General features: G+C 69.4%; 16 protein-coding genes. 6 read left to right on the top strand and 10 right to left on the bottom strand.

All coding sequences use genetic code 11. From position 1 onward, the window contains the following. Positions 1–348: 348 nt before the first annotated feature. Positions 349–1,833, bottom strand: a complete 1,485-nt coding sequence (locus CBM2588_RS01105) for a sensor histidine kinase (RefSeq protein WP_115678997.1) — start codon at positions 1,831–1,833, stop codon at positions 349–351. A 1-nt stretch (position 1,834) separates the two neighbouring features. Next, positions 1,835–2,509 carry a response regulator gene (locus tag CBM2588_RS01110; RefSeq protein ID WP_012354366.1) on the bottom strand — a complete coding sequence of 225 codons (675 nt, stop codon included), beginning with the start codon at positions 2,507–2,509 and terminating at the stop codon, positions 1,835–1,837. Between the two features lie 415 nt (positions 2,510–2,924). Between CBM2588_RS01110 and CBM2588_RS01115 the strand changes: the two genes are divergently transcribed. Beyond that, positions 2,925–3,914 (top strand): ABC transporter substrate-binding protein, encoded by a 990-nt coding sequence (locus CBM2588_RS01115; protein WP_231942084.1) that lies wholly within the window; start codon positions 2,925–2,927, stop codon positions 3,912–3,914. A 30-nt stretch (positions 3,915–3,944) separates the two neighbouring features. On the opposite strand, the gene CBM2588_RS01120 is transcribed toward CBM2588_RS01115, so the two are convergent. Beyond that, positions 3,945–4,688, bottom strand: a complete 744-nt coding sequence (locus CBM2588_RS01120) for a TetR family transcriptional regulator (protein WP_115678998.1) — start codon at positions 4,686–4,688, stop codon at positions 3,945–3,947. Between the two features lie 615 nt (positions 4,689–5,303). On the opposite strand from CBM2588_RS01120, the gene CBM2588_RS01125 reads away from it, so the two are divergent. From CBM2588_RS01125 to CBM2588_RS01135, 3 genes are all read left to right on the top strand, one after another. Continuing rightward, positions 5,304–6,554 carry an efflux RND transporter periplasmic adaptor subunit gene (locus CBM2588_RS01125; RefSeq protein ID WP_115678999.1) on the top strand — a complete coding sequence of 417 codons (1,251 nt, stop codon included), beginning with the start codon at positions 5,304–5,306 and terminating at the stop codon, positions 6,552–6,554. Positions 6,555–6,626: 72 nt separating this feature from the next. Further along, positions 6,627–9,779, top strand: a complete 3,153-nt coding sequence (locus tag CBM2588_RS01130; protein WP_111520647.1) for an efflux RND transporter permease subunit — start codon at positions 6,627–6,629, stop codon at positions 9,777–9,779. 2 nt (positions 9,780–9,781) lie between these two features. Further along, positions 9,782–11,266 (top strand): efflux transporter outer membrane subunit, encoded by a 1,485-nt coding sequence (locus tag CBM2588_RS01135; protein WP_115679000.1) that lies wholly within the window; start codon positions 9,782–9,784, stop codon positions 11,264–11,266. Between the two features lie 226 nt (positions 11,267–11,492). On the opposite strand, the gene CBM2588_RS01140 is transcribed toward CBM2588_RS01135, so the two are convergent. The 7 genes from CBM2588_RS01140 to CBM2588_RS01170 all read right to left on the bottom strand — a co-directional run bounded on the left by CBM2588_RS01140 (position 11,493) and on the right by CBM2588_RS01170 (position 19,793). Continuing rightward, the gene (locus tag CBM2588_RS01140) at positions 11,493–12,332 is read right to left on the bottom strand and encodes an OmpW/AlkL family protein (RefSeq protein WP_115679001.1); all 840 of its coding nucleotides are present in this window, start codon (positions 12,330–12,332) and stop codon (positions 11,493–11,495) included. Positions 12,333–12,414: 82 nt separating this feature from the next. After that, on the bottom strand, positions 12,415–13,689 hold the full coding sequence (locus tag CBM2588_RS01145) for a DUF2957 domain-containing protein (protein ID WP_115679002.1): 1,275 nt from the start codon (positions 13,687–13,689) through the stop codon (positions 12,415–12,417). A 35-nt stretch (positions 13,690–13,724) separates the two neighbouring features. Further along, the gene (locus CBM2588_RS01150) at positions 13,725–15,080 is read right to left on the bottom strand and encodes a DUF2957 domain-containing protein (RefSeq protein WP_115679003.1); all 1,356 of its coding nucleotides are present in this window, start codon (positions 15,078–15,080) and stop codon (positions 13,725–13,727) included. Between the two features lie 159 nt (positions 15,081–15,239). Continuing rightward, positions 15,240–16,124, bottom strand: coding sequence for a DUF1571 domain-containing protein (locus CBM2588_RS01155; protein WP_115681350.1), 885 nt, complete (start codon positions 16,122–16,124; stop codon positions 15,240–15,242). A 225-nt stretch (positions 16,125–16,349) separates the two neighbouring features. After that, entirely contained in the window at positions 16,350–17,312 is a 963-nt protein-coding gene (locus tag CBM2588_RS01160; protein ID WP_115679004.1) for a TetR/AcrR family transcriptional regulator, read from the bottom strand. Between the two features lie 272 nt (positions 17,313–17,584). After that, positions 17,585–19,180, bottom strand: a complete 1,596-nt coding sequence (locus tag CBM2588_RS01165; RefSeq protein WP_115679005.1) for a GMC family oxidoreductase — start codon at positions 19,178–19,180, stop codon at positions 17,585–17,587. 7 nt (positions 19,181–19,187) lie between these two features. Further along, the gene (locus tag CBM2588_RS01170) at positions 19,188–19,793 is read right to left on the bottom strand and encodes a hypothetical protein (protein WP_115679006.1); all 606 of its coding nucleotides are present in this window, start codon (positions 19,791–19,793) and stop codon (positions 19,188–19,190) included. Positions 19,794–19,918: 125 nt separating this feature from the next. On the opposite strand from CBM2588_RS01170, the gene CBM2588_RS01175 reads away from it, so the two are divergent. Beyond that, entirely contained in the window at positions 19,919–21,007 is a 1,089-nt protein-coding gene (locus CBM2588_RS01175) for an AraC family transcriptional regulator (RefSeq protein WP_115679007.1), read from the top strand. Positions 21,008–21,265: 258 nt separating this feature from the next. Further along, positions 21,266–22,861 (top strand): flavin-containing monooxygenase, encoded by a 1,596-nt coding sequence (locus tag CBM2588_RS01180; RefSeq protein ID WP_115679008.1) that lies wholly within the window; start codon positions 21,266–21,268, stop codon positions 22,859–22,861. The last annotated feature ends 14 nt before the right edge of the window (positions 22,862–22,875 follow it).

Consider the following 22,875-nt stretch of genomic DNA (forward strand, 5'->3'; position numbering starts at 1 on the left):
TAGTGTGCCTGGGGGTTTTTGTACGGGACTTTGCTTCCTCGCATAGCTAGACTGCCTGCCGCGGTGGTGCACCACGGTGGCAGGGGCGTTGAAGTGCAGGTTGAACGAGCCCAGAGCGCGGAGTGGTCCCTGCTGCGAGTCTTACCGTAGGAACGCCTTCGGCTGCTGCGCCGGCCCTATCGCGGGGCGTGGGCCCTGGCACGGAACGCGTCGCTGCGCTCGCTTGGCGCTCGAACGCGTACGCTGTCGCCGGTTTTCTCCCCTCTCCCGCCTGCGGGAGAGGGGCGGGGGTGAGGGCGGGTGCCTCCACGGAGTCGGATGTCCAGATCCATGGACCCGGTCGTAAACCTAGCTACCTTCCACCGGCAATCTCAACACCGCACGCACCCCAGTCCCCTGCGCCCCTTCCCCCAATTCCACCGTCCCGCCAAACCGCGCCGCCATCTCCCGCGAAATCGCCAGCCCCAGCCCGGAGCCGGGCTCCGCGTTGCCCACGCGCCGGTAGAACCGTGCGAACACCTTCTCGCGTTCCTCGGCCGGAATGCCGGGACCGTCGTCCTCTACCACCAGGCAGGCGTGATCGCCCGAGCGCGTTGCCGACAGCGTGATGCGGCTGCCGCGGGGGGAATACTGGATCGCGTTGTGGACCAGGTTGGCCAGCGCCTCGCGCAGCAGCGCGGCGTCGGCGCGTACCGGCAGCGCCAGCCCTGGCACCGGCTCCCAGCCGAAGTCCTGCTGCTTGCCGCGCGCCAGCGGCAGGTAGTCCAGCGCCACCTGCTCGGCGACGGTGACGGCATCAATGACGTCGATGCCTTCGCCTGGCTCGCTTTGCTGCGCGGCGTCGCCGCGGTGCTGGCGGACCCGCGCCAGCGCCAGCAGCTGGTTGGTCAGGCGCGCGGCCTGTTCCAGCTGCGTGACGATGCCGCCCACGGCTTCGCCGGCGGCGGCGCGCGCGGCGGCGGGGTCGGCGGCAGGGTCGGCGGCAGGGTCGGCGGCGTTGAGCTGGCGCTGGGCATACTCCGCCTGGGTCTTGAGGATGGCCAGCGGGGTGCGCAGCTGGTGTGCGGCATCGGCGATGAACTGCGCCTGCGACTGCGCCATCGCGGCCGAGCGCGATACGTGCAGGTTGACCGCGTCGACCAGTGGCCGCACCTCGGCCGGCACGCGCTCGAACACGAGCGGGGTCAGGTCCTCGGGCGAGCGCGCCTCGACGTCGTCGCGCACGCGCGCCAGCGGGCGCAGCACGTACGTGACCCCGCCCACCAGGATCGCGGCGCTCAGCAGGATCAGCAGCAGGTCGCGCGCGAGCGCGCTGCGCCACACCGAGCCGATCAGCGCGCTGCGCGGCTCGGCGGTCTCGGCCACCTGGATGATCACGCGCATGCGCGCATCGGGCCGGTACACCGGCCGCGCCATCGCGGCGATGCGCACCGCCTCGCCCAGGTATTCGGCGTCGTAGAAGCGCGGCTGGTTGTTGACCAGCGGGCCGCGCGGCAGCGGCAGGTCGCTGTAGCCGGTCACGGTTTCGACCTGGCCGGCGCGCTCGGTCGAGACGCGGTAGAACACGTGGGTCTGCGCCGCGGTCTCGAAGATCTCCATGGCGGCGTCGGGCAGCGTCAGCTGGACGTTGTCGCCGGCCATGCCGATGGCATTGTCGATGGCGCGGATCGAGCCGTAGAGCGAGCGGTCGTAGGCGGTGTTGGCGGCGTCGCGCAGGGTGCCGTAGGTGAGCCAGGTGTCGAGCGCCATCATCGCCGCCAGCGCCGGCAGCAGCAGCAACAGCAATTGCCGGCGCAGGCTGCCGCGGCGCCACAGCAGCACCGGATGCCGCATCTCAGCCCTTCGCCTCCGGCTCCAGCAGGTAGCCGAAGCCGCGCAGCGTGACGATGGTGACCCCGTGCCCGGCCAGCTTCTTGCGCAGCCGGTAGACCAGCACCTCGATCGCATCGGGCGAGACGTCGGCGTCGAGCGAGAACACCTTGTCGAGCAGCTGCGCCTTGGTCAGCGGCTGGCCGCTGCGTGCCAGCAGCGCGCCCAGCAGGGTCGATTCGCGCGGCGTCAGCGCCAGCGGCGCGCCGCCCAGCGTGAAGCTGCGGGTCTCGCCGTCGAATACCAGCGTGCCGCACTGCAGGCGCGGATGCGCGCGCCCGCGGCTGCGGCGGATCAGCGCCAGCAGCCGCGCTTCCAGCTCGGCAATGGCGAAGGGCTTGGGCAGGTAGTCGTCGGCGCCCAGGTTCAGGCCGCGCACGCGCTCGTCCAGGGTGTCCTGCGCGGTCAGGATCAGCACCGGGGTGCGGTCGTCGCGCCCGCGCATGGACTTGAGCACGGCCAGCCCGTCCTTGCCGGGCAGCCGCAGGTCCAGCAGCACGGCGTCGTATTCCTCGGCCTGCAGGCGCGCCTCGGCCTGCAGGCCGTCGGCGACGTGCTCGATCACGAAGCCGCCCTGCTCCAGCGCGCGGGCGACCCAGCGTGCCAGTTCGACTTCATCCTCCACCAGCAGGATGCGCATGCCGGTCTCCTCCTGTGCCGGTTGGTTCTATGTTAGTTGCGGCGCGCACACGCGGGGACAAGGCATGGCAAGCGCCCGCAAAACCGGGGGCAGCACCGATGGAGCGCGCCCGCCGCGGGCGCCTATAATACCCTCGCCCCGCCGGTCCGGCGCGCTCGCCGCTTTCCCCGGCACCACCGGCAGTCCCTCCGTCCCGAGCACCGTGTCGCCGCGTTCGTCCCAGCCGTTCCAACCTTCCCCGCCTTGTCTGACCGACTGCGCTTCGCCCCCTTCGGGACAGCGCCGCCGCCTGCTGGGCGCCGCGCTGCTGGGTGGCGCCGCATGGCCCCTTCATGCCCAGTCAAGGCCGCCCGCGCCGCCGCCGGGATACCCGTCAGGGTATGACGCCACCATTGCCGGCGCGCTGCGCGAAGGCATGGTCACGGTGTACGCGTCGACCGACCTGGAGGTGGCGCGCCCGCTGATTGCCGCGTTCGAGGCGCGCTATCCCGGCATCCGCGTGCATTACCAGGATCTCAACACGGTCCAGCTCAACCAGCGCTTCCTGGCCGAGACCGCGGCGCTGTCCGGCCAGCCGCCGGGGCCGCGGGCCATCTTTGCCGATGTGCTGTGGAGCACCGCCATGGACCTGCAGATCAAGCTGGTCAACGACGGCCACGCGCAGCGCTACGCCTCGCCCGAGCGCGCCGGCCTGCCGGGCTGGGCGGTGTGGCGCGACGAGGCCTGGGGCACCACCTTCGAGCCCGCGGTGATCGTCTACAACCGCCACCACCTGGCCGGCATGCGCCCCCCGCGCAGCCGCAGCGGGCTGGCGCGGCTGCTGCAGGAACACGCGCCGCGCTGGCACGGCAAGGTGGTGACGTATGACGTGGAGCGTTCCGGGGTGGGCTACCTGCTGGCGCAGCAGGACGCGCGCATGGGCAGCGAGTTCTGGTACCTGGCGCAGGCGCTGGGCCGTGCCGGGGTGCAGCTGTCGGCGTCCACCGCGGAGATGATCGAGCGCATCGCCGGCGGCGAGCTGGTGATGGGCTACAACCTGCTGGGGTCCTATGCCCTGTCGCTGATGCAGCGCGGCGCGGCCATCGATGTGATCGCCCCGAGCGACTACACGCTGGTGATGTCGCGCGTGGCCTTTATCGCGCGGCGCGCGCCGCGGCCCAATGCGGCGCGGCTGTGGCTGGACTACCTGCTGTCGCGCGAGGGCCAGGCGTTGCTGGCCAAGTCCACTTCGCAGCTCTATACCATCCGCACCGATACCGACAGCGTGCACACGGCCGCGGCGCTGTCGGAGCGGCTCGGCTACGCGCTCAAGCCGATCAGCGTCGGCCCGGGGCTGCTGGCGGCGCAGGACGCCATGCGCAAGCGCGCGTTCCTGGCGCGCTGGCGCGAGGCCATGCGCGGCTAGCGCGACGCCCGCGCTCGGCAGCAGCGGGACTCAGGGCACCAGGTCGGGGGTATCGAGGCCGCCGTTCGGCGCGCCGGCGCAGGCCTGCCGGCACAGCGTGGACAGCTCCTGGTCCAGCTCGGCCATCGGGCGCGGCACGTAGCCGTGGCGCAGCGCCGGCGAAAACTTCAGGGTATCGATGAAGGCGTCGGACAGGCGCTCGGCATTGGCGTCGAGGTTGAAGTCCTGCGGCGAGAACAGCCAGTGCGCCAGCACCCCGCCCACCGCGGCATGGAAGGCATTGACGGCCAGGTCCAGGTCCAGGTCGGCGGGCAGCTGGCCGCGCTCCACGGCCAGGCGCAGGTGCTCGCGCATCTTGACCAGGCCATCCTGGTGGGACTGGCGCTGGCGCTCGAAGATGGCGCCGTTGTCCTGCACCATTTCGCACTTGTGGAAGATGATCTCGAAGACCCGGCGCCAGCGCGGATTGATCACGGTCTGGCGCATTACATAGGCGCAGATGTCGCGGATGCCGCCGAGCGGGTCTTCCTGGCGCGCCAGCCGCTCCGGCTCGATCAGCGCCTCCACCGGCAGGTGGACGCGGTCGCACATGGCGGCGAACACGTCGCTCTTGTTCTTGAAGTGCCAGTAGATCGCGCCGCGCGTGACCCCGGCCGCCTCGGCAATGTCGGCCAGCGACGGGCGGGCCACGCCGCGGGCGTGGAACACGGCCTCGGCCGCGTCGAGTATCCGGTGGCGCGTTTCGAGCGCCTCTTCCTTGGTGCGTCTGACCATGATTGTCTCTGCTGCCGGCGGCATGTCGCGATCGCGCGATCATGGCCGGTCTGGTTGATTCTCCCTGGTGCGGCTGCCTCGGCAGGCACACCTGCCGGCAGCGTGGCTCCGGTGGGTCGTTGTCATCACATGATGGGCATTGCCACGCTTGCGAGCCGACACGACGGCGCGCATCCTAACCCGGGCCGGCGGTTTGCGCCCTGATCCCGGGGGTAGATTCCACGCATTTCGTACCGATCCGGTCGGGATGGGCGGGGGGGGGCGTGTTGCCGTGGCTTTCCGGTCATGTTTTGCGCCGAAAGCCCCATCGCGACATCAACTTAACATACATGCTTGAATGTATATATAATACGCGCTTGCCCGGCATTCGGCCAGCCGCCCACTGTGACCTACCCAGCACGGCGGGCAATCCTGCCGCAGGCCAGCCGGACAAATTATCCAGTCGTTACATAAAAGCCACCGTTCGTCGCAATCGTCACCGCGACGCCGCGATTTGTGGCTAGCATCACGCTTTTGCCCGCCGCAAAGCCTTGCGGCGCGCCATGTCGTTCCCGTTTGTCCGATGACAGGCCGGGGCGGCACGGCGGATCTCAAATTGCCATCATGGGGTTATCGATGAGGAAGTCCCAACCTATCCGTTGCGTTGCAGCCTACGCACTAGCGGCCCTGTCGGCCGTGGCGCTGTCCGCCTGCGGCGACAAGAAGGCCGAGGGCGGCGCCCCGCCGCCGCCTGAAGTGGGCGTGGTCACCGTGACGCCGTCGTCGGTCGCCGTCGTCAATGAACTGCCGGGCCGCCTCGAAGGCGTGCGCACGGCCGAAGTGCGCGCGCGCGTCGAAGGCATCGTGCTGTCGCGCAACTACACCGAAGGCGGCGAAGTGAAGGCCGGCCAGGTCATGTTCCGCATCGACCCCGCCCCCTACCAGGCCGAGCTGGCCTCGGCCCAGGCCGCGCTGCAGCGCGCCGAAGCCAACGCCGTGTCGGCGCGCCTGAAGGCCGACCGCTACAAGCCGCTGGTGGCGGTCAACGCGGTCAGCAAGCAGGAGTACGACGACGCCGTCGCCGCCGCCGGCCAGGCCAACGCCGACGTGGCGTCGGCCAAGGCGGCGGTGCGCACCGCCCAGATCAACCTGGGCTACACCACCGTGACCGCGCCGATCAGCGGCCGGGCCGGCCGCGCGCTGGTGACCGAAGGCGCGCTGGTGGGCAAGGGCGAGGCGACCAAGCTGGCGCTGGTGGAGCAGGTCGACCCGATGTGGGTCACCTTTACCCAGCCGGCCTCCGAAGTCACGCGCCTGCGCCGCGCCATCGAGTCCGGCGCGGTCAAGGGCGTCAACGGCGGTGCCAACGTGCACCTGTTCGTCGAAGACGGCCGCGAGTATGCGCACACCGGCAAGCTGCTGTTCTCCGACATGACGGTCGACCCGACCACCGGCGCGATCACGCTGCGCGCGCAGTTCCCCAACCCGAACCGCGAACTGCTGTCGGGCACCTTCGTGCGCGTGAAGATCGAGCAGGGCGTGGATGAGAACGCCCTGACCGTGCCGCAGCGCGCGCTGATCCGCGGCGCCCAGGGTGCCAGCGTGATGGTGGTGGGTGCCGACGGCAACGTCGCGGCGGTGCCGGTCAAGGCGCCGCAGGCGATCGGTGACCGCTGGATCGTGACCGAAGGCCTGAAGGGCGGCGAGAAGGTGATCGTCGAGGGCCTGCAGAAGGTCAAGGTCGGCGCGCCGGCCAGGCCGGTGCCGTTCGTGCAGGCGGGCGCCTCGGCGCCGGCCGCCACGCCGACCGCGGCTTCCGCTGCCCCGGCCTCGGCCCCCAAGGCCGAAGCGAAGCAGGAAGCGAAGGCCGAGGGCAAGCAAGGCTGAACACCGCCGGGCCGCGTCGGCTGACGCCAGCCGCCGCGGCACACAGGGCTAGACAAAAAGGGAGCCAGTCTTATGGCCAAGTTTTTTATCGACCGGCCGGTGTTCGCGTGGGTGCTCGCGCTGATCATCGTGCTGGGCGGCATATTGTCGATCCTGCAACTGCCGATCGCGCAATATCCGAACATCGCCCCGCCGACGATCTCGGTCACCGCCACCTATCCGGGTGCGTCGGCCAAGACGCTGGAGGATTCCGTCACTTCGGTGATCGAGCAGGAGCTTAACGGCGCCCCCAACCTGCTCTACTACAGCTCCACCAGCGAGTCGTCCGGCCTGGCCAGCATCACCATCGCCTTTGCGCCGGGCTCGAACGTCGACCTGAACTCGGTCGAGGTGCAGAACCGCCTCAAGCGCGTGGAAGCGCGCCTGCCGGCGGAGGTGCGCCAGCAGGGCGTGCGCGTCGACAAGGCCGGGAACAACTACATGATGTTCCTGACGGTGTCGTCCAAGTCCGGCACGGCCAGCGCGATCCAGCTCGGCAACTACGTCTCGGCGCAGGTGATCGACTCGATCCGGCGCGTGCCCGGCGTGGGCCAGGCCGACCTGTTCGGCACCGAGTACGCCATGCGGATCTGGCTGGACCCGGCCAAGCTGACCGGCTTCAACCTGACCCCGACCGACGTCACGGCCGCGGTCGGCGAGCAGAACATCCAGGTCGCCGTGGGCGAGCTGGGCGGCACGCCGTCGCCCAAGGGCACCGAACTCAATGCCACCGTCACCACCGAAAGCCGGCTGACCACGCCCGAGCAGTTCGGCAACATCCTGCTGCGCACCAACCCGGACGGGTCGTCGGTGCGCATCAAGGACGTCGGCCGCGTGGAACTGGGCGGTGCCGACTACTCGACCCAGGCCCGCACCAACGGCAAGCCGTCGGCGGCCATCGCCATCAAGCTGGCCCCGACCGGCAACGCGCTCGCCACCGCCACCGCGGTGCGCGCCAAGATGGAAGAGCTGTCGAAGAACTTCCCGGGAGACTACGAGTACTCGGTGCCGTACGACACCTCGGCCTTCGTCAAGATCTCGATCGAGGAAGTGATCAAGACCCTGCTCGAAGCCGTGGTGCTGGTGTTCCTGGTGATGTACCTGTTCCTGCAGAACTTCCGCGCCACGCTGATCCCGACGCTGGTGGTGCCGATCGCGCTGCTGGGCACCTTCGGCGCGCTGCTGGCATTCGGCTTCTCGATCAACGTGCTGACCATGTTCGGCATGGTGCTGGCGATCGGTATCCTGGTCGACGATGCCATCGTGGTGGTCGAGAACGTCGAGCGGATCATGAGCGAGGAAGGCCTGTCGCCACGTGAAGCCACACGCAAGGCCATGGGCCAGATCACCGGCGCCATCGTCGGCATCACGCTGGTGCTGACCGCGGTGTTCATCCCGATGGCGTTCTTCTCGGGCTCGGTGGGCAACATCTACCGCCAGTTCTCGCTGTCGCTGATCGCCTCGATGGCGTTCTCGGCGCTGCTGGCGCTGACGCTGACCCCGGCGCTGTGCGCGACCATGCTCAAGCCGGTGGAAGCGGGCCATCACCATGAGAAGAAGGGTTTCTTCGGCTGGTTCAACCGCACCTTCGCCACGGCCTCGACCGGCTACCAGGGCGTGGTCGCGCGCATCCTCAAGCGCACCGGCCGCTACCTGATCATCTACGCGCTGATCATCGCCGGCGTGGTGGTGCTGTTCAAGCGCCTGCCGTCGTCGTTCCTGCCCGATGAAGACCAGGGCTACATGATCACCGTGGTGCAGCTGCCCAACGGCGCGACCCAGGACCGTACCATCGGCGTGCTCAAGCAGATCGAGGACTACTACCTGCAGAAGGAAAGCAAGGTGGTGGACCAGATGATCACGGTGGCGGGCTTCTCCTTCTTCGGCCGCGGCCAGAACGGCGGTATCGCGTTCGTGCGCCTGAAGGACTGGAAGGAACGCACCGGCGAGGGCGAGACCGCGCAGGCGCTGGTCGGCCGTGCCTTCGGCGCGCTCTCGTTCATCAAGGACGCGATCATCTTCCCGCTCAATCCGCCGGCGATTTCCGAGCTGGGCAACTCCTCGGGCTTTGACTTCCGCCTGCAGGACCGCACCGGCCAGGGCCACGCCAAGCTGATGGAAGCGCGCAACATGATGCTCGGCATGGCCGCGCAGAGCCCGGTGCTGATGGGCGTGCGTCCGGAAGGCCAGGAAGACGCGCCGCAGCTGCAGATCGACATCGACCGCGAGAAGGCCAAGGCGCTCGGCGTCTCGGTGGCGAGCATCAACTCGACGCTGTCGATCGCCTTCGGCTCCAACTACGTCAACGACTTCATCTACGAAGGCCGCGTGCGCAAGGTGATCGTGCAGGCCGAAGGCGCCGACCGCCGGCTGCCGGACGACCTGACCAAGCTGCGCGTGCGCAACAGCAACGGCGACATGGTGGCGTTCGCGGCGTTCGCGACCTCGAAGTGGGTGATGGGCTCGCCGCGCCTGGAGCGCTACAACGGCATGCCGGCGGTGAAGCTGGCGGGCCAGGCCGCGCCGGGCCGCAGTACCGGCGAAGCCATGCGCGTGATGGAGGAGAACTTCGCCAAGCTGCCGCCGGGCTTCGGCTTCGAGTGGTCCGGACAGTCGTACGAGGAACGCCTGGCCGGCTCGCAGGAACCGATCCTGTACACGCTGTCGCTGATCATCGTGTTCCTGTGCCTGGCCGCGCTGTATGAAAGCTGGTCGATCCCGTTCTCGGTGCTGCTGGTGGTGCCGCTGGGCGTGCTCGGCGCGCTGCTGGGCGTGACGCTGCGCGGCATGCCCAACGATGTGTACTTCAAGGTGGGCCTGATCGCCACCATCGGCCTGTCGGCGAAGAACGCCATCCTGATCGTGGAATTCGCCAAGGACCTGCAGGCGCAAGGCAAGGGCCTGATCGAAGCCACGCTGGAAGCGGTGCACCTGCGCTTCCGCCCGATCCTGATGACGTCGATGGCGTTCATCCTGGGCGTGCTGCCGCTGGCGATCGCCACCGGCGCGGGCTCGGGCAGCCAGCGCGCCATCGGTACCGGCGTGATGGGCGGGATGATCACGGCCACGGTGCTGGCGATCTTCCTGGTGCCGGTCTTCTTCGTCGTGGTGCGCAAGCGCTTCAAGGGCAGTGCTCGCCAGCGCATGCTGGACCAGAAGTGGCACGACCCCCAAGAGGAAATCTGAACATGACCAAGACTCTGACCACACTGCTGCTGGTGGCCGGCGTTCTGACGGGGTGCACGCTGGCGCCCCACTATGACCGCCCTGCCCCGCCGGTGGCAGACAGCTTCCCGACGGCGCCCGAAGGCTATGCCACGGCCGAGGTGAAGAGCGGCGAAACCCGCCGCGCCGCCGACATCGGCTGGCGCGAGTTCTTCCGCGACCCGCGCCTGCAGGCGCTGATCGCGACCTCGCTGGAAAACAACCGCGACCTGCGCACCGCGGCGCTGCGCATCGAGGAAGCGCGCGCGCTGTACCAGGTGCAGCGCGCCGACCTGCTGCCCACGGTGAACGTCAACGGCGGCTACACCCGGGCCCGCACCACCGCCGCCGAAGCGGCGACGGTGCTCGGGCAGCCGGGCGTGACCGAGGTGTACCAGGTCGGCCTGGGCATCTCGTCGTACGAGCTCGATTTCTTCGGGCGCGTGCGCAGCCTGTCCAATGCCGCGCTGGCGCAGTATTTCGCCACCGAAGAGGCGCGCCGCTCGGCGCATATCTCGCTGGTCTCGGAAGTCGCCAAGGCCTACCTGGCCGAGCGCGCCTACGCCGAGCAGTACGAGCTGGCGCGCGACTCCCTGAAGGCGCGCGAAAGCACCTACGGGCTGGCCAAGCAGCGCTTCGAGGCCGGCGCCACCTCGGCGCTGGACCTGCGCGACAACGAGTCGCTGGTGGCGCAGGCACGCGTCGCCGCGGCGCAGCTGGCACGCCAGCGCGCGCAGGCGCATAACGCGCTCGAAGTGCTGGTGGGCAAGCCCATCGGCACCATCGAGAACCTGCCCGAGCCGATGCGCCTGTCGGACGAGCGCATCATCAGCGATATTCCGCCGGGGCTGCCGTCGGACCTGCTCGAGCAGCGTCCCGACATCCGCCAGGCCGAGCAGCAGCTGCTGTCGGCCAACGCCAATATCGGCGCGGCGCGCGCGGCGTTCTTTCCGCGCGTCACGCTGACCGCCAGCGGCGGCACCATCAGCCCGACGTTCTCCGGGCTGTTCGATGCCGGCACGCGCGCCTGGTCGTTCGCGCCGCAGCTGGTGCTGCCGATCTTCGACTTCGGCCGCAACCTGTCCAACCTGGACCTGGCCAACGTGCGCAAGAACATCCAGATCGCCAACTACGAGAAGACCATCCAGACGGCCTTCGCGGAAGTGGCGGACGCACTGGTGGCGCGCGGCACGCTGGAAGACCAGGTCGCGGGCCAGGAACAGGCGCGCAATGCCGAGGCCGCCCGCTACGAGCTGTCGCGCCTGCGCTTCCGCAGCGGCGTGGCCAGCTACCTGGACGAACTCGATGCGCAGCGCCAGCTGTTCACCGCGGAACAGGCGCTGGTGCAGGCCCGGCAGCTGCGGCTGAACAATGCGATCGATTTGTACCGGTCGCTGGGCGGCGGCTTGCAGGAGAGCAGTGCGGTGGCGCAGCAGGCGCCGGCGCAGCAGGGGACGGCGACGCAGTAAGTCCTTGCCTTAACGGTTGCCTTAACGAAAAACGACGCGCCCTGGCGCGTCGTTTTTTTTCGCGGGTTTGCTCCCCTCTCCCGCTTGCGGGAGAGGGGCCGGGGGAGAGGGCAGGCGCTGGCAATTGCGACGGCCTGCACTTCGTGGAGGTTCCCGCCCTCTCCCCAACCCTCTCCCGCAAGCGGGAGAGGGAGCGCGCCTCAGCAAATGACAGACGCCGCAGCCCTCAAAACTTGTACGAAGCCGCCACAAAAAACACCAGCGGATTCGGCTCCAGCTTGGTCTTCGACGTCGACAGCACCGTGCCGTTGGCCGCCTTGATCGTCATCGTCGAGGTGGTCTTCAGCGGGATGTAGGTGATCGCCGCCGTCAGTCCCCAGTGCTCGTCGAAGTTGTAGGTGCCGCCGATATTGAAGACCGGCGCCCACGACGACGAGGCATCGGCGCTGACCGAGGTCGGCCCCGGAATGCCTGCGCCCGCCGCCAGGATGGCGCCGAGGTTGTTGTTGACCGAGCTGGCGAAGGCCGGGTTGACTTCGATGTTGGTAAAGAAGTTGTACGAGACCCCGAGCCCCAGGAACGGCCGGAAGCGCGTGCCCGGTTCCAGGAAGTGGTACTGCACCATCGCCGCCGGGCTCCACTGGCGCGCCTTGGTGATGATCGGGTTCAGCGCCGGGTCGCCCAGGCTCTGGCGGCCGAGCGCGCCGGCCGGGCCGGGCGGGATCAGCTCGCCATGGCCATAGAGCTTGAACTCGGGCGGGATGCCGCCCACCGCGGTGATGGCGATATGGTCGGTGACGAAGTGGCTGAAGGTCAGCCCCAGCGTATTGGCGTTGGACGACGAGATGCTGCTGCCTGGCGCGGTGAAGGTCGACGGCAGCCCGAGCGGGTAGTTGATCGGCACGTCCAGCAGCGAGGTGGTGAGCGGATCGCTCTGGCCATGGGTCCGGATATGGAACCAGCCGGCCGAGACCACGTTGTCGCCCTTCTTCTGGGCATGGGCAGGCACGGCGATGCTGGCCAGCGCGGCCAGCACCAGCGCGAGCGTCAGATGCAAGGTCTTCATGTTGTATCCCCGGGCAGTGAAGTCACTGGTGATGCATCGATGGAGGGCGCCGGGGCTGCGATGGCCCCGGGCCTGGGCCGGCTTATTGCACGAAGGCGCCGACGGTGAAGTACGGGCCGCTGTCGCGCTGCTCCAGGAAGCCGAACACGCCGCCGGTGAACATCAGCTTGCCGGTCGGCGCCGAGCCGGCGGGCGCCTCGCGGCGCGAGGTGCGGACCACGCCCGGCACCTGCTGCGCGAAGTCCAGCCGGTAGGGGATCGCCAGCGACGCATCGGACGGCCGGAACGGATCCATCATGGTCGCGGCGGCGCCCACCAGCGCCGTCACGCGGTAGTTGAAGTTGCTGTCGACGCCGACGTATTCGCCATTGACCGTGCCCTCGGTGACCGCCACGGCGGGGGCCATCATGCCGATGCCGATCTCGTCGTCGGCGCCCAGGGGCCCATTGGCGAGCGAGTCATTGGCATAGCCCACGCGGATCATGATCGGCACCAGCTGGCCGCGCAGCTTGCCCACGATCAGGTAGGCCTTGCCCAGCGTGCTGCCCAGCGTGGGCGGCTGGCTCTCGGCCTTGTAGCGGGTCGACAGCAGCGCGCCGCTGGGCTGCGGCACGAAGTTGTCGCCCTTGCGCTCGCACGTGCCGGTGGCGTTGTCGCAGACCGTGAACGAGCCGTCGGCGGCGAGCGCCATGCGGTAGTCCTGTGCCACCAATTGGAACTGCTTGGACGGCACCTCGTGGAAGCCGGTGCCGTTGTATTGCCCGGCGATCTTCGCCAGGTCGGTCTCGGTCTGCGCGAAGCCGATGAACTGGAAGTACGGGAAGGTGGTATCGGGCACCGCGCCGGCGCCGAGCACGCCGTTGAACTGGATGCGCGCGCCCGGGATGGTGCCGCCCGCCACGCCTTCGCCGACGAAGAGCTTGGCCGGGCGGGCGGGATCGAGGCTGGCGCCGCTCAGCTCGAACGCGCACTGGTTCAGCTTCTCGGTGGGCAGGCCGGTCTCGGCCTTGAGCGTGCCGCGCATCACGTTCAGGCCGTTGGTGGGATCGCTGCGGGTGGGCTGCACGGTGCCGGTCTGGCGCGGCACCGATGAGTCCAGGAAGGTCACCTGCCAGGTCATGCGGGTGGTGTCGATCTGCACCTTGACCAGCTCGCCCGAGCCGGTGCCGCCGGTGAAGGTGGTGTTGTAGTCCAGCGCGGCCGGACACAGCCGCGTCTGCGCGGCCGCCGGCGTGGCCGGGGCGTCGTCGCCGCCGCCGCCACCGCCGCAGGCGGCAAGCATGGCGGTGGCGGCCGCGGCCAGTGCGCGCGCCGGTACGGTCGATGGGCGCGGCAGGACAATTTGATGGGGCTGCATGGCTTGGTCTCCTCGTTGTTTTCTCTGCGCTGCGATCAGGGTGCCGCGAGCACGCCCACGCGGAAGGTCGAGCTGGTGCCGCCGGTGCCGGACAAATGGCTGAACACGCGGCCGCTGGCGATCAGCGCGCCGGTGGTGCCGCTGTTGTCGGTGGTGGTCACCATGCCCGTCGCGGCCTGCGTGAAATCGAGCTGGAAGCCGCCGGTCTGGTTCATCGTCATCGGGTCGAGCAGGTCCACGCGCGCGCCCTTGATCAGCGACGCGGTGTAGGCAAAGTCGCTGCCCGAGCCGATATAGCCGCCGTCGAGCCGGCCGCTGGCGACGGTGGTGGCAGGCGCCATCAGCGCGAGCCCCGATTCATCGTCGACATTGACCGTCAGCGGCAGCAGCGAGATCTGCGCATAGCCGGTGCGCACCAGCAGCGGCACCAGCGCGCCGTCGAGCTTGCCCACCACCATCAGCCCCTTGGCGCGGCTGGCGTTGTTGCTGGTGATGGCCTGGTTGTGGAACGACGGATAGCGGCGGCTGCCGTCGGCATTGCTGCTTTCGAAGGCGCCGTCGGCGCTGCGCAGCTTCCAGCTGTTGCCGGTGCTGCGGCAGCTGCCGCTTGCCGTGGTGCAGCTGCCGTCGGCGTTGAGCGTCTCGGTGGTCTGCGCGGTGGCGGGCGTGAAATGGCTTTGGGCGGTCAGCGCGCCGCCGGACGGCACCTGGTGGTAGCCCAGCAGGTTGTAGGTGCCGGCCACCCTGCTGAAATCGGTCTCGGTCTGCGCAAACGCCAGCACCGGGTAGAACGGGAAGGTGGTGGCCGGGATCGCGCCGAGTCCGAGCACGCCCGGATAGGAAATGGTGGCACCCGGAATCCCGCCGCCGGCGACACCGTTGCCGAGGAAGATCACCGGCGGTTTGGCGCTGTCGATATTCGCCTGCGAGACGCCGTCCGATGCCGTAGCGGTCTGCAACGCCACCGCGCAGCGGTTCTGCTCGGCGGTGGGCAGCGAGGTCAGGTTGGCGAAGGTGCCGGTGAAGGTCACGCCCGCGCGCGTCGGGCTGACGCTGCCGGGCTGCTTCGGCACCGGCGACTCGATGATTTCCAGCTGGTAGGTGCGCGCCGCGGTATCGAAGCGCAGCCTGACCAGCTCGCCCGCGCCGGAGCCGCCGGTGAAGGTGGTGCCGTAGTCCAGCGCCGCCGGGCACAGCGATCCGGGCGGGCCACCGATGGTGACCGGCCCCTGCGCCGGGCACGTGCCCGTGTCCGCGCATTGCGGCGGCGCCTGCGTGCCGGCGCGCGGCGTGTCCTCGTCGCCGCCGCCACCACCGCAGCCGGCCAGCGCCGCGGCCACGCTCACCCCTGTCACCACCAAAGTGCTGCGCCACAACCTCGACATGGTCATTGCCTGTCTCCTGATTTTCCTGCGACCCCTGTTGCCGGATCGGTGGTCCGGCTCTGCGTCCGGATCCTGTCGTGAGCGGCGACTGTCGCCGCGCGCGGGTTTCAGCGTCAATAGAGCGGCCGTTCCAAACGGGCGCGGCCGCGCGCGGCGCGTGCCGCGTCAGAAGCGATACTCGGGATTGGCCGGGTCGAACGCCGCGGCCTCGAAGGTCTTGCGCACCAGCTTGTCGAACACGATCTTCTCGACCATGTTGCCGTCGGCATCCCACGCGGTTTCCACGCGGATATACGGATGCTTCAGGTCCAGCATCAGCTGCACGCGCTTGGCGTAGTACTGCGGCGCGCCGGCCGGCAAGTCCCAGGTCAGTGCCACCATGCGCACGCCCTGCTCCTGCACGATCTCGGCCTTGCCGTATTTCTCGGACAGCCCGGCGGCGCGCAGCGATTTCGCGTCACGCTCGAGCATCGACAGCACGTACTGGAAGCCCAGGTCGCGCACGGTATGGTTGGACTGCGAACGCGCCAGCGAGCCGTCCAGTGCGATCCACATCGAGGTAAAGCCCAGCACGCCGCCCAGGTGGCCGTACATCTCGTCCTTGCGGCGGGTCTCGTCATACAGGATTTCCTGGCCCGCCTGGGAGCCGCCGGGCAGCCACCTGGCATAGAGCTGGCGCGGCGCATGGCGGTAGCGGATCTGCATCTTGGCGGGCTGTTCCTGCCACTGGCCGTTGAGCCGCTCCTGGCGCGACATCCAGTACTCGTATTCGGGATAGCGGTTCATCTCGGCGCGTGCCCATTTCAGCAGCGCATCGGGCTGCAGCGCCTGGAACACGGCCAGCACCTGCGCGTCGGACAGGCGCGCGAGCTCGCCGCTGGAGACCTGGCGCGAGAACAACGCGGCCTGCTGTGCCGACGGCAGGCCGTCATAGGCCGTGCCGGTGGCGGCGGCAGCGCTGGCCGGCTGGGCCATGGCCACGGGCGGATACGCCAGCGGCGCGGCCAGCAGGCCGATGACGGCGCCGGTGATGGCGGCAAGGCGGCGCAGCGTGTTCGAGGGTCGGTTGGATGGTCGATCGGATGGTCGGATCGGCGGATGGATTGACACGGCAGCTTCCTCCTCAAGACGGGCAAAGCGAACAGGGTCACCGCAGCGCTGGTGGGCGCACGGGGTCCACAGGGCCGCGGCGCGGCCCCGCTGGGTGGATCGACGGTTCAGGTTGCGTGAGCGCGGCGGCGCCATGCCGGCGGTAACCGGCAGTGGCGCGCGCGGCTAGGTCCGGCTGCGCATTCGCATCCAGTCATCCAGCGGGTTGCTGGGAAAGCTCACGGTGTGCTCGCGCGCGCGCACCGGCACGCTGGTCACGGCGGCACGCTTGGTGCCCGCATTGCGCACGGTGCGTGCGCCGGTGCGGGCCTTGCCAAGGGCGGCGGCGGCATGGCTGGCCACCTCGTCCATGGTGGCCGCGATCGCGGCCACGCTGGCATCCGGGTCATCGGCGGGGCTGCCGGCGTGCTGCCCGCCGTGCTGCTGCGCCTCGCCCAGCTCGAACACCGACTGCAGCGCCGAGAGCTGGTCCGCGCCGGGCTGCGCCACGTTGAGCACGGCCTCGACCATCGCGGTGAGCTGGGCCAGCACGTGCGCATCGCTCATCTGCCGGCCTTGCGTGAAGGCGGGCAGCAGGCTGGTCAGTTCCTCGCCGGCGAGCACGCCCGCCAGTGCCTTGAGCGCGAACTGCAGGCGCCAGCCCAGCTCGTGCCGCGGCAGCGCCGGGATGGCGCGCGCGAAGGCATCGAAGAAACGGCCGTACACCGGCGCGTAGTGCTCCAGCAGGTATTGCTTGATAAACGGAGAGGTATCCGAATACACGCGCCCCAGCAGCCGCAGGAACGACGGCCCGCCCACCGACGGGTCGCGCGCCATCTGCAGCGCGGGCACGAACAGCGCGCCCATCACGTGCTCGCAGCGGATGGCGTGGCCGGGCCAGCGCGCTTCGCACGCGTCGAGCAGCGCCAGGCGCCGCGCGTTGAGCGGGTCCAGGCGCCGGCTCAGCACGGCGTGCATCATGATGTCCTTGCTGCGGAAGTGGTAGTTCACGGCGGCCAGGTTGACGATGGCGCGCGAGGTGACCTGCCTGAGGGAGGTGGCTTCGTAGCCGACCTCGGTGAACAGCTTTTCCGTGGCGTCGAGAATCCGGGCCTTGGTGTCTCCTGCCGAGCTTTTGCCGGTCTTCATGGGGGCGCTTCTCTCTTCTGTACCGCGATAAACCCCTGTGCAATTTGCTGCGCTGTTCGCTCCCTGCTCTGGCGGCATACGGATGCTTGAAACAGCTGTACGAAGCCTATCCACGGCTTCGGGCGTTTCACAAGCGCTGAATTGGAATGGACATTCTAAAAACCGGTGTTGTGTGGGCCATCGCACGGCATGGTCCGACGCGCGATGCAGCGGGCATGCTGGCCGCATGCCCGCACAGCCAGACCAGGTCGTGCCGGTCTCGCGCGAATGCATCATGACGTGAGGTTTTGCGCCAGCGCGTCGGCGTTCTGCGCGCTCAGCGCGAACACCGACAATTGCGGATTCGCGCCCACGCTGGTCGGGAACACCGAGCCGTCGAACACCGACAGGTTGGCCAGCTGGTGATGGCGGCCGCGGCTGTCGACCACGCCGCCGCGCGGGTCGTCGCTCATGCCGCAGCCGCCCATCAGGTGCGCGGTGAACAGAGCGCTGCGGAACGGCTTGAGCGGCAGCCGCGCGATGGCTTCGCGCGCTTCGGGCCAGCTGCGGTACTCGGCGGCGTCGAGGTGCGCGGGCCGCACGCGTTCGGCGCCGGCGGCGAACTGCGCCTGCGCCATGCTCAGCCACGCGCGCCGTACGCCGTCCCAGGCATAGTCGGTCATGGCGTAGTCCAGCAGCGGGCTGCCGTCGGAGGCCAGGCGCACCCTGCCGCCCGGGCTTTCCGGCACGAAGCCGTCGCGCAGCAGCGCCAGCATGGCATTGGTATGCGGCAGCTGTGCCATGTCGCGGCGCAGCGCCTCGCCCACGCCGTTGACCACGCCCGCGCTGATGCCGGGGAACATCGGCGGGACCTCCAGCTTGTAGCCCATCGGCCCGGTCGCGCCGTGCTGCCACTGGAAGTGGTCGGAGGCGACCGATTGCGGCGCGCCATAATAAGGATCAATGCGCTCCGGCATCTTGGCGATGCTGATATTCACCGGATGGATAAACGTTCGTATCCCCAGCCGCTGATGCGGGTCCGGTACGCGCGAGCGCAGCAGCAATGCCGGCGTGTTGATGGCGCCGCCGGCGGCGACCACGTGCCGCGCGCGCACGACCACGGCGATCCCGGTGGTCGTATACCCGTCGGCGCCCAGCGCCTCGCCGGTGACCGAGCGCACGCGCTGGCCGTCGTGGTCCAGCGTGCGCACCCGCACGCGGTGCACCAGCGTGGCGCCGCTGGCCAGCGCGGCGGGAATGGTCGACACCAGCATCGATTGCTTGGCGTTGACCGGGCAGCCAAAGCCGCAATAGCCCGAGTTCCAGCAGCCCTTCACGTTGCGCGGGATCACATGCCATTCCCAGCCCAGCGTCTCGCAACCGCGCCTGAGCACGTCGTTGTTGGGGTTGGGCGCCATCGCCCAAGGTGCGATGCCCAGGCGCTCTTCCACTTTCTGGAACCACGGTGCCATCTCGGCCTCGCTGTGGCCGGTGACGGCGTGGTGCGTGGCCCAGTGCGCCAGCGTCTGCGGCGGCGTGCGGAAGCTGGACGACCAGTTGACCGTGGTGCTGCCGCCGACCGCGCGGCCCTGCAGGATGGCAATGGCGCCGTCGGCGGTGGTGCGCGCCGCGGCCTCCTGGTACAGCTCGCGGTAGGCGCGGTTCTCGTCCATGTCGCGGAAGCTGTCCGAGGTGCGCAGCGTGCCTTCTTCCAGCAGCACCACGCGCAGGCCGGCGCGGCTGAGCGCCTCGGCACTGATGCCGCCGCCCGCGCCGCTGCCGACGATGACGACGTCGGCGTCGAGCGTGCGCGGGGCGGTAAAGGTGCCCGCGTCGAGCACTTTCCAGCCGGCGGCGATGCCGGCATCGTAGAGATTGTCGATGGCCATGTCGGGTTCAGGCGTGCAGCGCCCGGTAGATGGCCGCGTCGGGGCCGGGATAGCCGCAGCCGGCCCAGGCGGCCGGCAGCGCGTAGTAGCCGACGCTGCCGAGCTTGACCAGCACCACCGCGCCGGCATTGAGCGTGGCCAGCCGGCTGGCGCGCCAGCGTGCCAGGAAGGCCTGCACCTGCGCCGGCGTGGCGGCGCTCCAGTCCTGGCGGATGCCGGCCAGGGCCCAGCGCAGCGGCGTGCTGGCCAGCAGGTCGAACAGCTTGCGCAGCTCGGCCTGCGCGCCCGCGCCCATGGCGGCGCAAGTGGCGTCGATATTGCGCAGCGCGTCGTGCGCCAGCGCGGCCTGGCGCGGTGGCGGCGCTTCGGCCAGTTCGGTGACGATGGCCGGCAGCAGCGCGCGGAACATCGCCACGTCGTCCGGCCGCAGGAACGACATGCCCGCCTGCGGGGCGGGATCGGCGGACGAGCAGCCGGCCAGCGACGGCACCAGCGCGGTACACGCCAGCGCGGCCGAGAAGCCAATGCCCACCTTGAGGAAGCCGCGTCGCGTCAGCGCGTGCAGCGCATCGGCAGCGGCCGCGTCGCGGCGGTGATGAGGGTTGGGGCGCATCGGGTCTCCTTGCGTCGGTCTCTTGTCTTTGCTCTGCGGTGCGGGCGGGCAGGCCCGCATTGACGCTGTCCGGAGTTTGGATAAAGATCGGTGCCCGGTCTTGATCCCGCATGACAGGTTTTTTGATGCCACGCGCCAACCCGTCCGATGGCGGTGCCGGTGGTATGCAGGCCGGCACCGGGCCTGATCCCGCATCCGGCACCGTCTCGCTTGCTTACCTTCGCGCCGTGCTCGACCACGGCGAGCGCCAGGGCATTGCCCCGGCCGAGCAGCTGCGCGCCGTCGGCGTGCCGCCGGCATTGCTGGACGCGGGGGCGCAGGCGCAGACCGCCACGCGCATTGCCGGCGCGGCTTACCTCGCGCTGCTGGACTGGCTGGAGCAGGCCACCGGCGACGCCGATGTCGGCCTGCGCGCCGGCGCCGCCTTCGCGCCGCGCCACTATGCCGAGATGGGCTACGTGGTACTGACCACGCCAACCGTGCGCGACGCCATCCTGCAGGGCATCCGCTATGAAGTGCTGGCCAACGACATCGGCGGCACCCGCCTGATCGAAACGCCGCAGTCCGCGTGCATGACGTGGCAAGCGCGGCATGGCCCGCTGTCGCGCCATGCGCATGAGCTGCATATGGCCACGTGGGTGGTGTTCGCGCGCTGGCTGATCGGCAGCCAGCATGTGGCGACGCAGGTCGAATTCCCGCACGCCGCGCCCGCGGATACCCGGCTGCATGCCGAGGTGTTCGGCTGTCCCGTGGTCTTCAACGCCGGGCGCCATGCCATGCATATCGACCGAGCCCTGCTGGACCTGCCCTCGCTGCAGGCCGATGCCGGCATGCAGGCGCAGATGACGCGCATCGCCGACACCCAGCTGCAGCAGATCGTTCCTGCGGGCGCCGACGCGCTGGCGCAGGCGCGTGCCTGCATCCGCGCGCGGCTGCCGCAGGGCGAGGTGCCGATCGCCGACGTCGCCGCGCACCTGGGCCTGCCGGTGCGCACGCTGCAGCGGCGCCTGCAGGCGCAGGGCATCAGTTATTCACAGCTTGTGGATAACGTGCGGCAGGCGCTGGCCCGCCAGTACCTTGCCGAACCCGGCCTGAGCCTGGCGCAGTGCGCGATGCGGCTCGGCTATTCCGAACAGAGCGCCTTCACCCATGCGTTCAAGCGCTGGACCGGTGAAACGCCGCAGGGCTGGCGCCGCAAGGGCCGGGCCGCCTAGCGCCCCTTTGTTGCGGCCACGCCTTCGTCATCGGCGAAGCCCTGAAAAAATCCTGCGGTTTCAAACGCACGCAGCCATGTCCCCGTGCAAGGGGCGATGCCGCCTTGTGGCCTCGTTTGATGTGCTCCAGGCGCCGCTGGCACACCGCAAAAATTAGAACCATCCTTCGATTCACGGCATTGACCACCCGCGCCGCGCTTCCTACGATGACATTCATCAATGTCACAATAAACACTGTCGTAAAGGTGAGGAGCGCGCATGAATGCACCCGCGGAGTTGCCGCCGGCGTTGTCGCCGCAGTGGCCACAACAGGCACCCCCTGCCCCCGAGCACACCGACATCGCCATCATCGGCAGCGGCTTTGCCGGCCTGGGCATGGCGATCCGGCTGCGCGAGCGCGGCGAGCGCGATTTCCTGGTGTTCGAGAAGGCCGGCTCCGTCGGCGGCACCTGGCGCGACAACCATTACCCCGGCTGCGCCTGCGATGTGCAGTCGCACCTGTATTCCTTTTCCTTCGCGCCGAACCCGGACTGGTCGCGCATGTTCTCGACCCAGCCGGAAATCCGCGCCTACCTGGAAGACTGCACCGACCGCTTCGGCCTGCGTCCGCACCTGCGCCTGCACCATGAGCTGCGCCACGCGGCCTGGGACGAGGCCGCGCAGCTGTGGCGGCTGCAGATGGCCGACGGCAAGGTGGTGCGGGCGCGCGTGCTGGTGTCGGGCATGGGCGGGCTGAGCCGGCCGGCGTATCCCGACATCCCGGGGCTGGATACATTCGAGGGCGAATGCTTCCACTCGCAGCACTGGAACCACGCTTATGCGCTGGGCGGCAAGCGCGTCGCGGTGATCGGCACCGGTGCCAGCGCGATCCAGTTCGTGCCGCAGATCGCGCCGCAGGTGGCGCAGCTGGACCTGTACCAGCGCACCCCGCCGTGGATCATGCCCAAGCCCGACCGCGAGGTCAGCGCCGCCGAGCGCTGGCTGTTCCGCCGCCTGCCGTTCACGCAGACCCTGGTGCGCACCGGCATCTACTGGATGCTGGAGTCGCGCGTGCTGGGCTTCGTGCTGCATCCGAAGATCATGAAGGTGGTCGAGCGCGTCGCGCGCCGCCACCTGGCCCGGCAGGTACGCGACCCGGCACTGCGCGCGGCACTGACGCCGGACTACACCATCGGCTGCAAGCGCGTGCTGATCTCCAACGACTACTACCCGGCGCTGACGCGCGACAACGTCGACGTGGTCACCACCGGCATCGCGCGCGTAGAGCGCGATGCGGTGGTGCTGCGCGACGGCACGCGCCGGCCGGCGGACTGCATCATCCTCGGCACCGGCTTCCACGCCACCGACCCGCTGCCGCGCGGCGTGATCGCCGGCATCGGCGGCGTCGATTTGGTCGATGCCTGGCGCGACGGCGCGCAGGCCTACCTCGGCACCACGGTCGCGGGCTTTCCCAACCTGTTCTTCGTGGTCGGGCCCAACACCGGCCTGGGCCACAGCTCGATGGTGTTCATGATCGAGTCGCAGGTGGCCTATATCGCCGACGCGCTGCGCCAGATGCGCCGCGACGGCGTGCAGGCGGTGGACGTGCGCGAACCGGTGCAGCGCCGCTTCAACGAACGGCTGCAGGCGCGCCTGGGCCATGCGATCTGGTCGGCCGGCGGCTGCGCCAGCTGGTACATCGACCCGCGCAGCGGCCGCAACACCACGCTGTGGCCGGGCTTTACCTGGCAGTTCCGCCGCGCCACCGCCAGCTTCCGCATGACCGACTACGACCTGTACCCGGTGTGCCGCGCCGTGCCGGACGAGGCCGCGGTGCAGCCGGCGGCCGATATCTCCACTGCCGCGGGTGCGTGACGCACACGCCTGCA

Origin of the sequence: Cupriavidus taiwanensis (assembly GCF_900250075.1) — a bacterium.
Lineage (GTDB): Bacteria > Pseudomonadota > Gammaproteobacteria > Burkholderiales > Burkholderiaceae > Cupriavidus > Cupriavidus taiwanensis_C.

What these genes read in the sequence shown, in the direction of transcription:
- CBM2588_RS01180 (WP_115679008.1), top strand. Translation starts at nt 21,266, where the DNA reads ATGAATGCACCCGCGGAGTTGCCGCCGGCGTTGTCGCCGCAGTGGCCA.
- CBM2588_RS01110 (WP_012354366.1), bottom strand. Translation starts at nt 2,509, where the DNA reads ATGCGCATCCTGCTGGTGGAGGATGAAGTCGAACTGGCACGCTGGGTC.
- CBM2588_RS01130 (WP_111520647.1), top strand. Translation starts at nt 6,627, where the DNA reads ATGGCCAAGTTTTTTATCGACCGGCCGGTGTTCGCGTGGGTGCTCGCG.
- CBM2588_RS01160 (WP_115679004.1), bottom strand. Translation starts at nt 17,312, where the DNA reads ATGAAGACCGGCAAAAGCTCGGCAGGAGACACCAAGGCCCGGATTCTC.
- CBM2588_RS01115 (WP_231942084.1), top strand. Translation starts at nt 2,925, where the DNA reads ATGGTCACGGTGTACGCGTCGACCGACCTGGAGGTGGCGCGCCCGCTG.
- CBM2588_RS01135 (WP_115679000.1), top strand. Translation starts at nt 9,782, where the DNA reads ATGACCAAGACTCTGACCACACTGCTGCTGGTGGCCGGCGTTCTGACG.
- CBM2588_RS01170 (WP_115679006.1), bottom strand. Translation starts at nt 19,793, where the DNA reads ATGCGCCCCAACCCTCATCACCGCCGCGACGCGGCCGCTGCCGATGCG.
- CBM2588_RS01150 (WP_115679003.1), bottom strand. Translation starts at nt 15,080, where the DNA reads ATGACCATGTCGAGGTTGTGGCGCAGCACTTTGGTGGTGACAGGGGTG.
- CBM2588_RS01145 (WP_115679002.1), bottom strand. Translation starts at nt 13,689, where the DNA reads ATGCAGCCCCATCAAATTGTCCTGCCGCGCCCATCGACCGTACCGGCG.
- CBM2588_RS01140 (WP_115679001.1), bottom strand. Translation starts at nt 12,332, where the DNA reads ATGAAGACCTTGCATCTGACGCTCGCGCTGGTGCTGGCCGCGCTGGCC.
- CBM2588_RS01165 (WP_115679005.1), bottom strand. Translation starts at nt 19,180, where the DNA reads ATGGCCATCGACAATCTCTACGATGCCGGCATCGCCGCCGGCTGGAAA.
- CBM2588_RS01175 (WP_115679007.1), top strand. Translation starts at nt 19,919, where the DNA reads ATGCCACGCGCCAACCCGTCCGATGGCGGTGCCGGTGGTATGCAGGCC.
- CBM2588_RS01125 (WP_115678999.1), top strand. Translation starts at nt 5,304, where the DNA reads ATGAGGAAGTCCCAACCTATCCGTTGCGTTGCAGCCTACGCACTAGCG.
- CBM2588_RS01105 (WP_115678997.1), bottom strand. Translation starts at nt 1,833, where the DNA reads ATGCGGCATCCGGTGCTGCTGTGGCGCCGCGGCAGCCTGCGCCGGCAA.
- CBM2588_RS01120 (WP_115678998.1), bottom strand. Translation starts at nt 4,688, where the DNA reads ATGGTCAGACGCACCAAGGAAGAGGCGCTCGAAACGCGCCACCGGATA.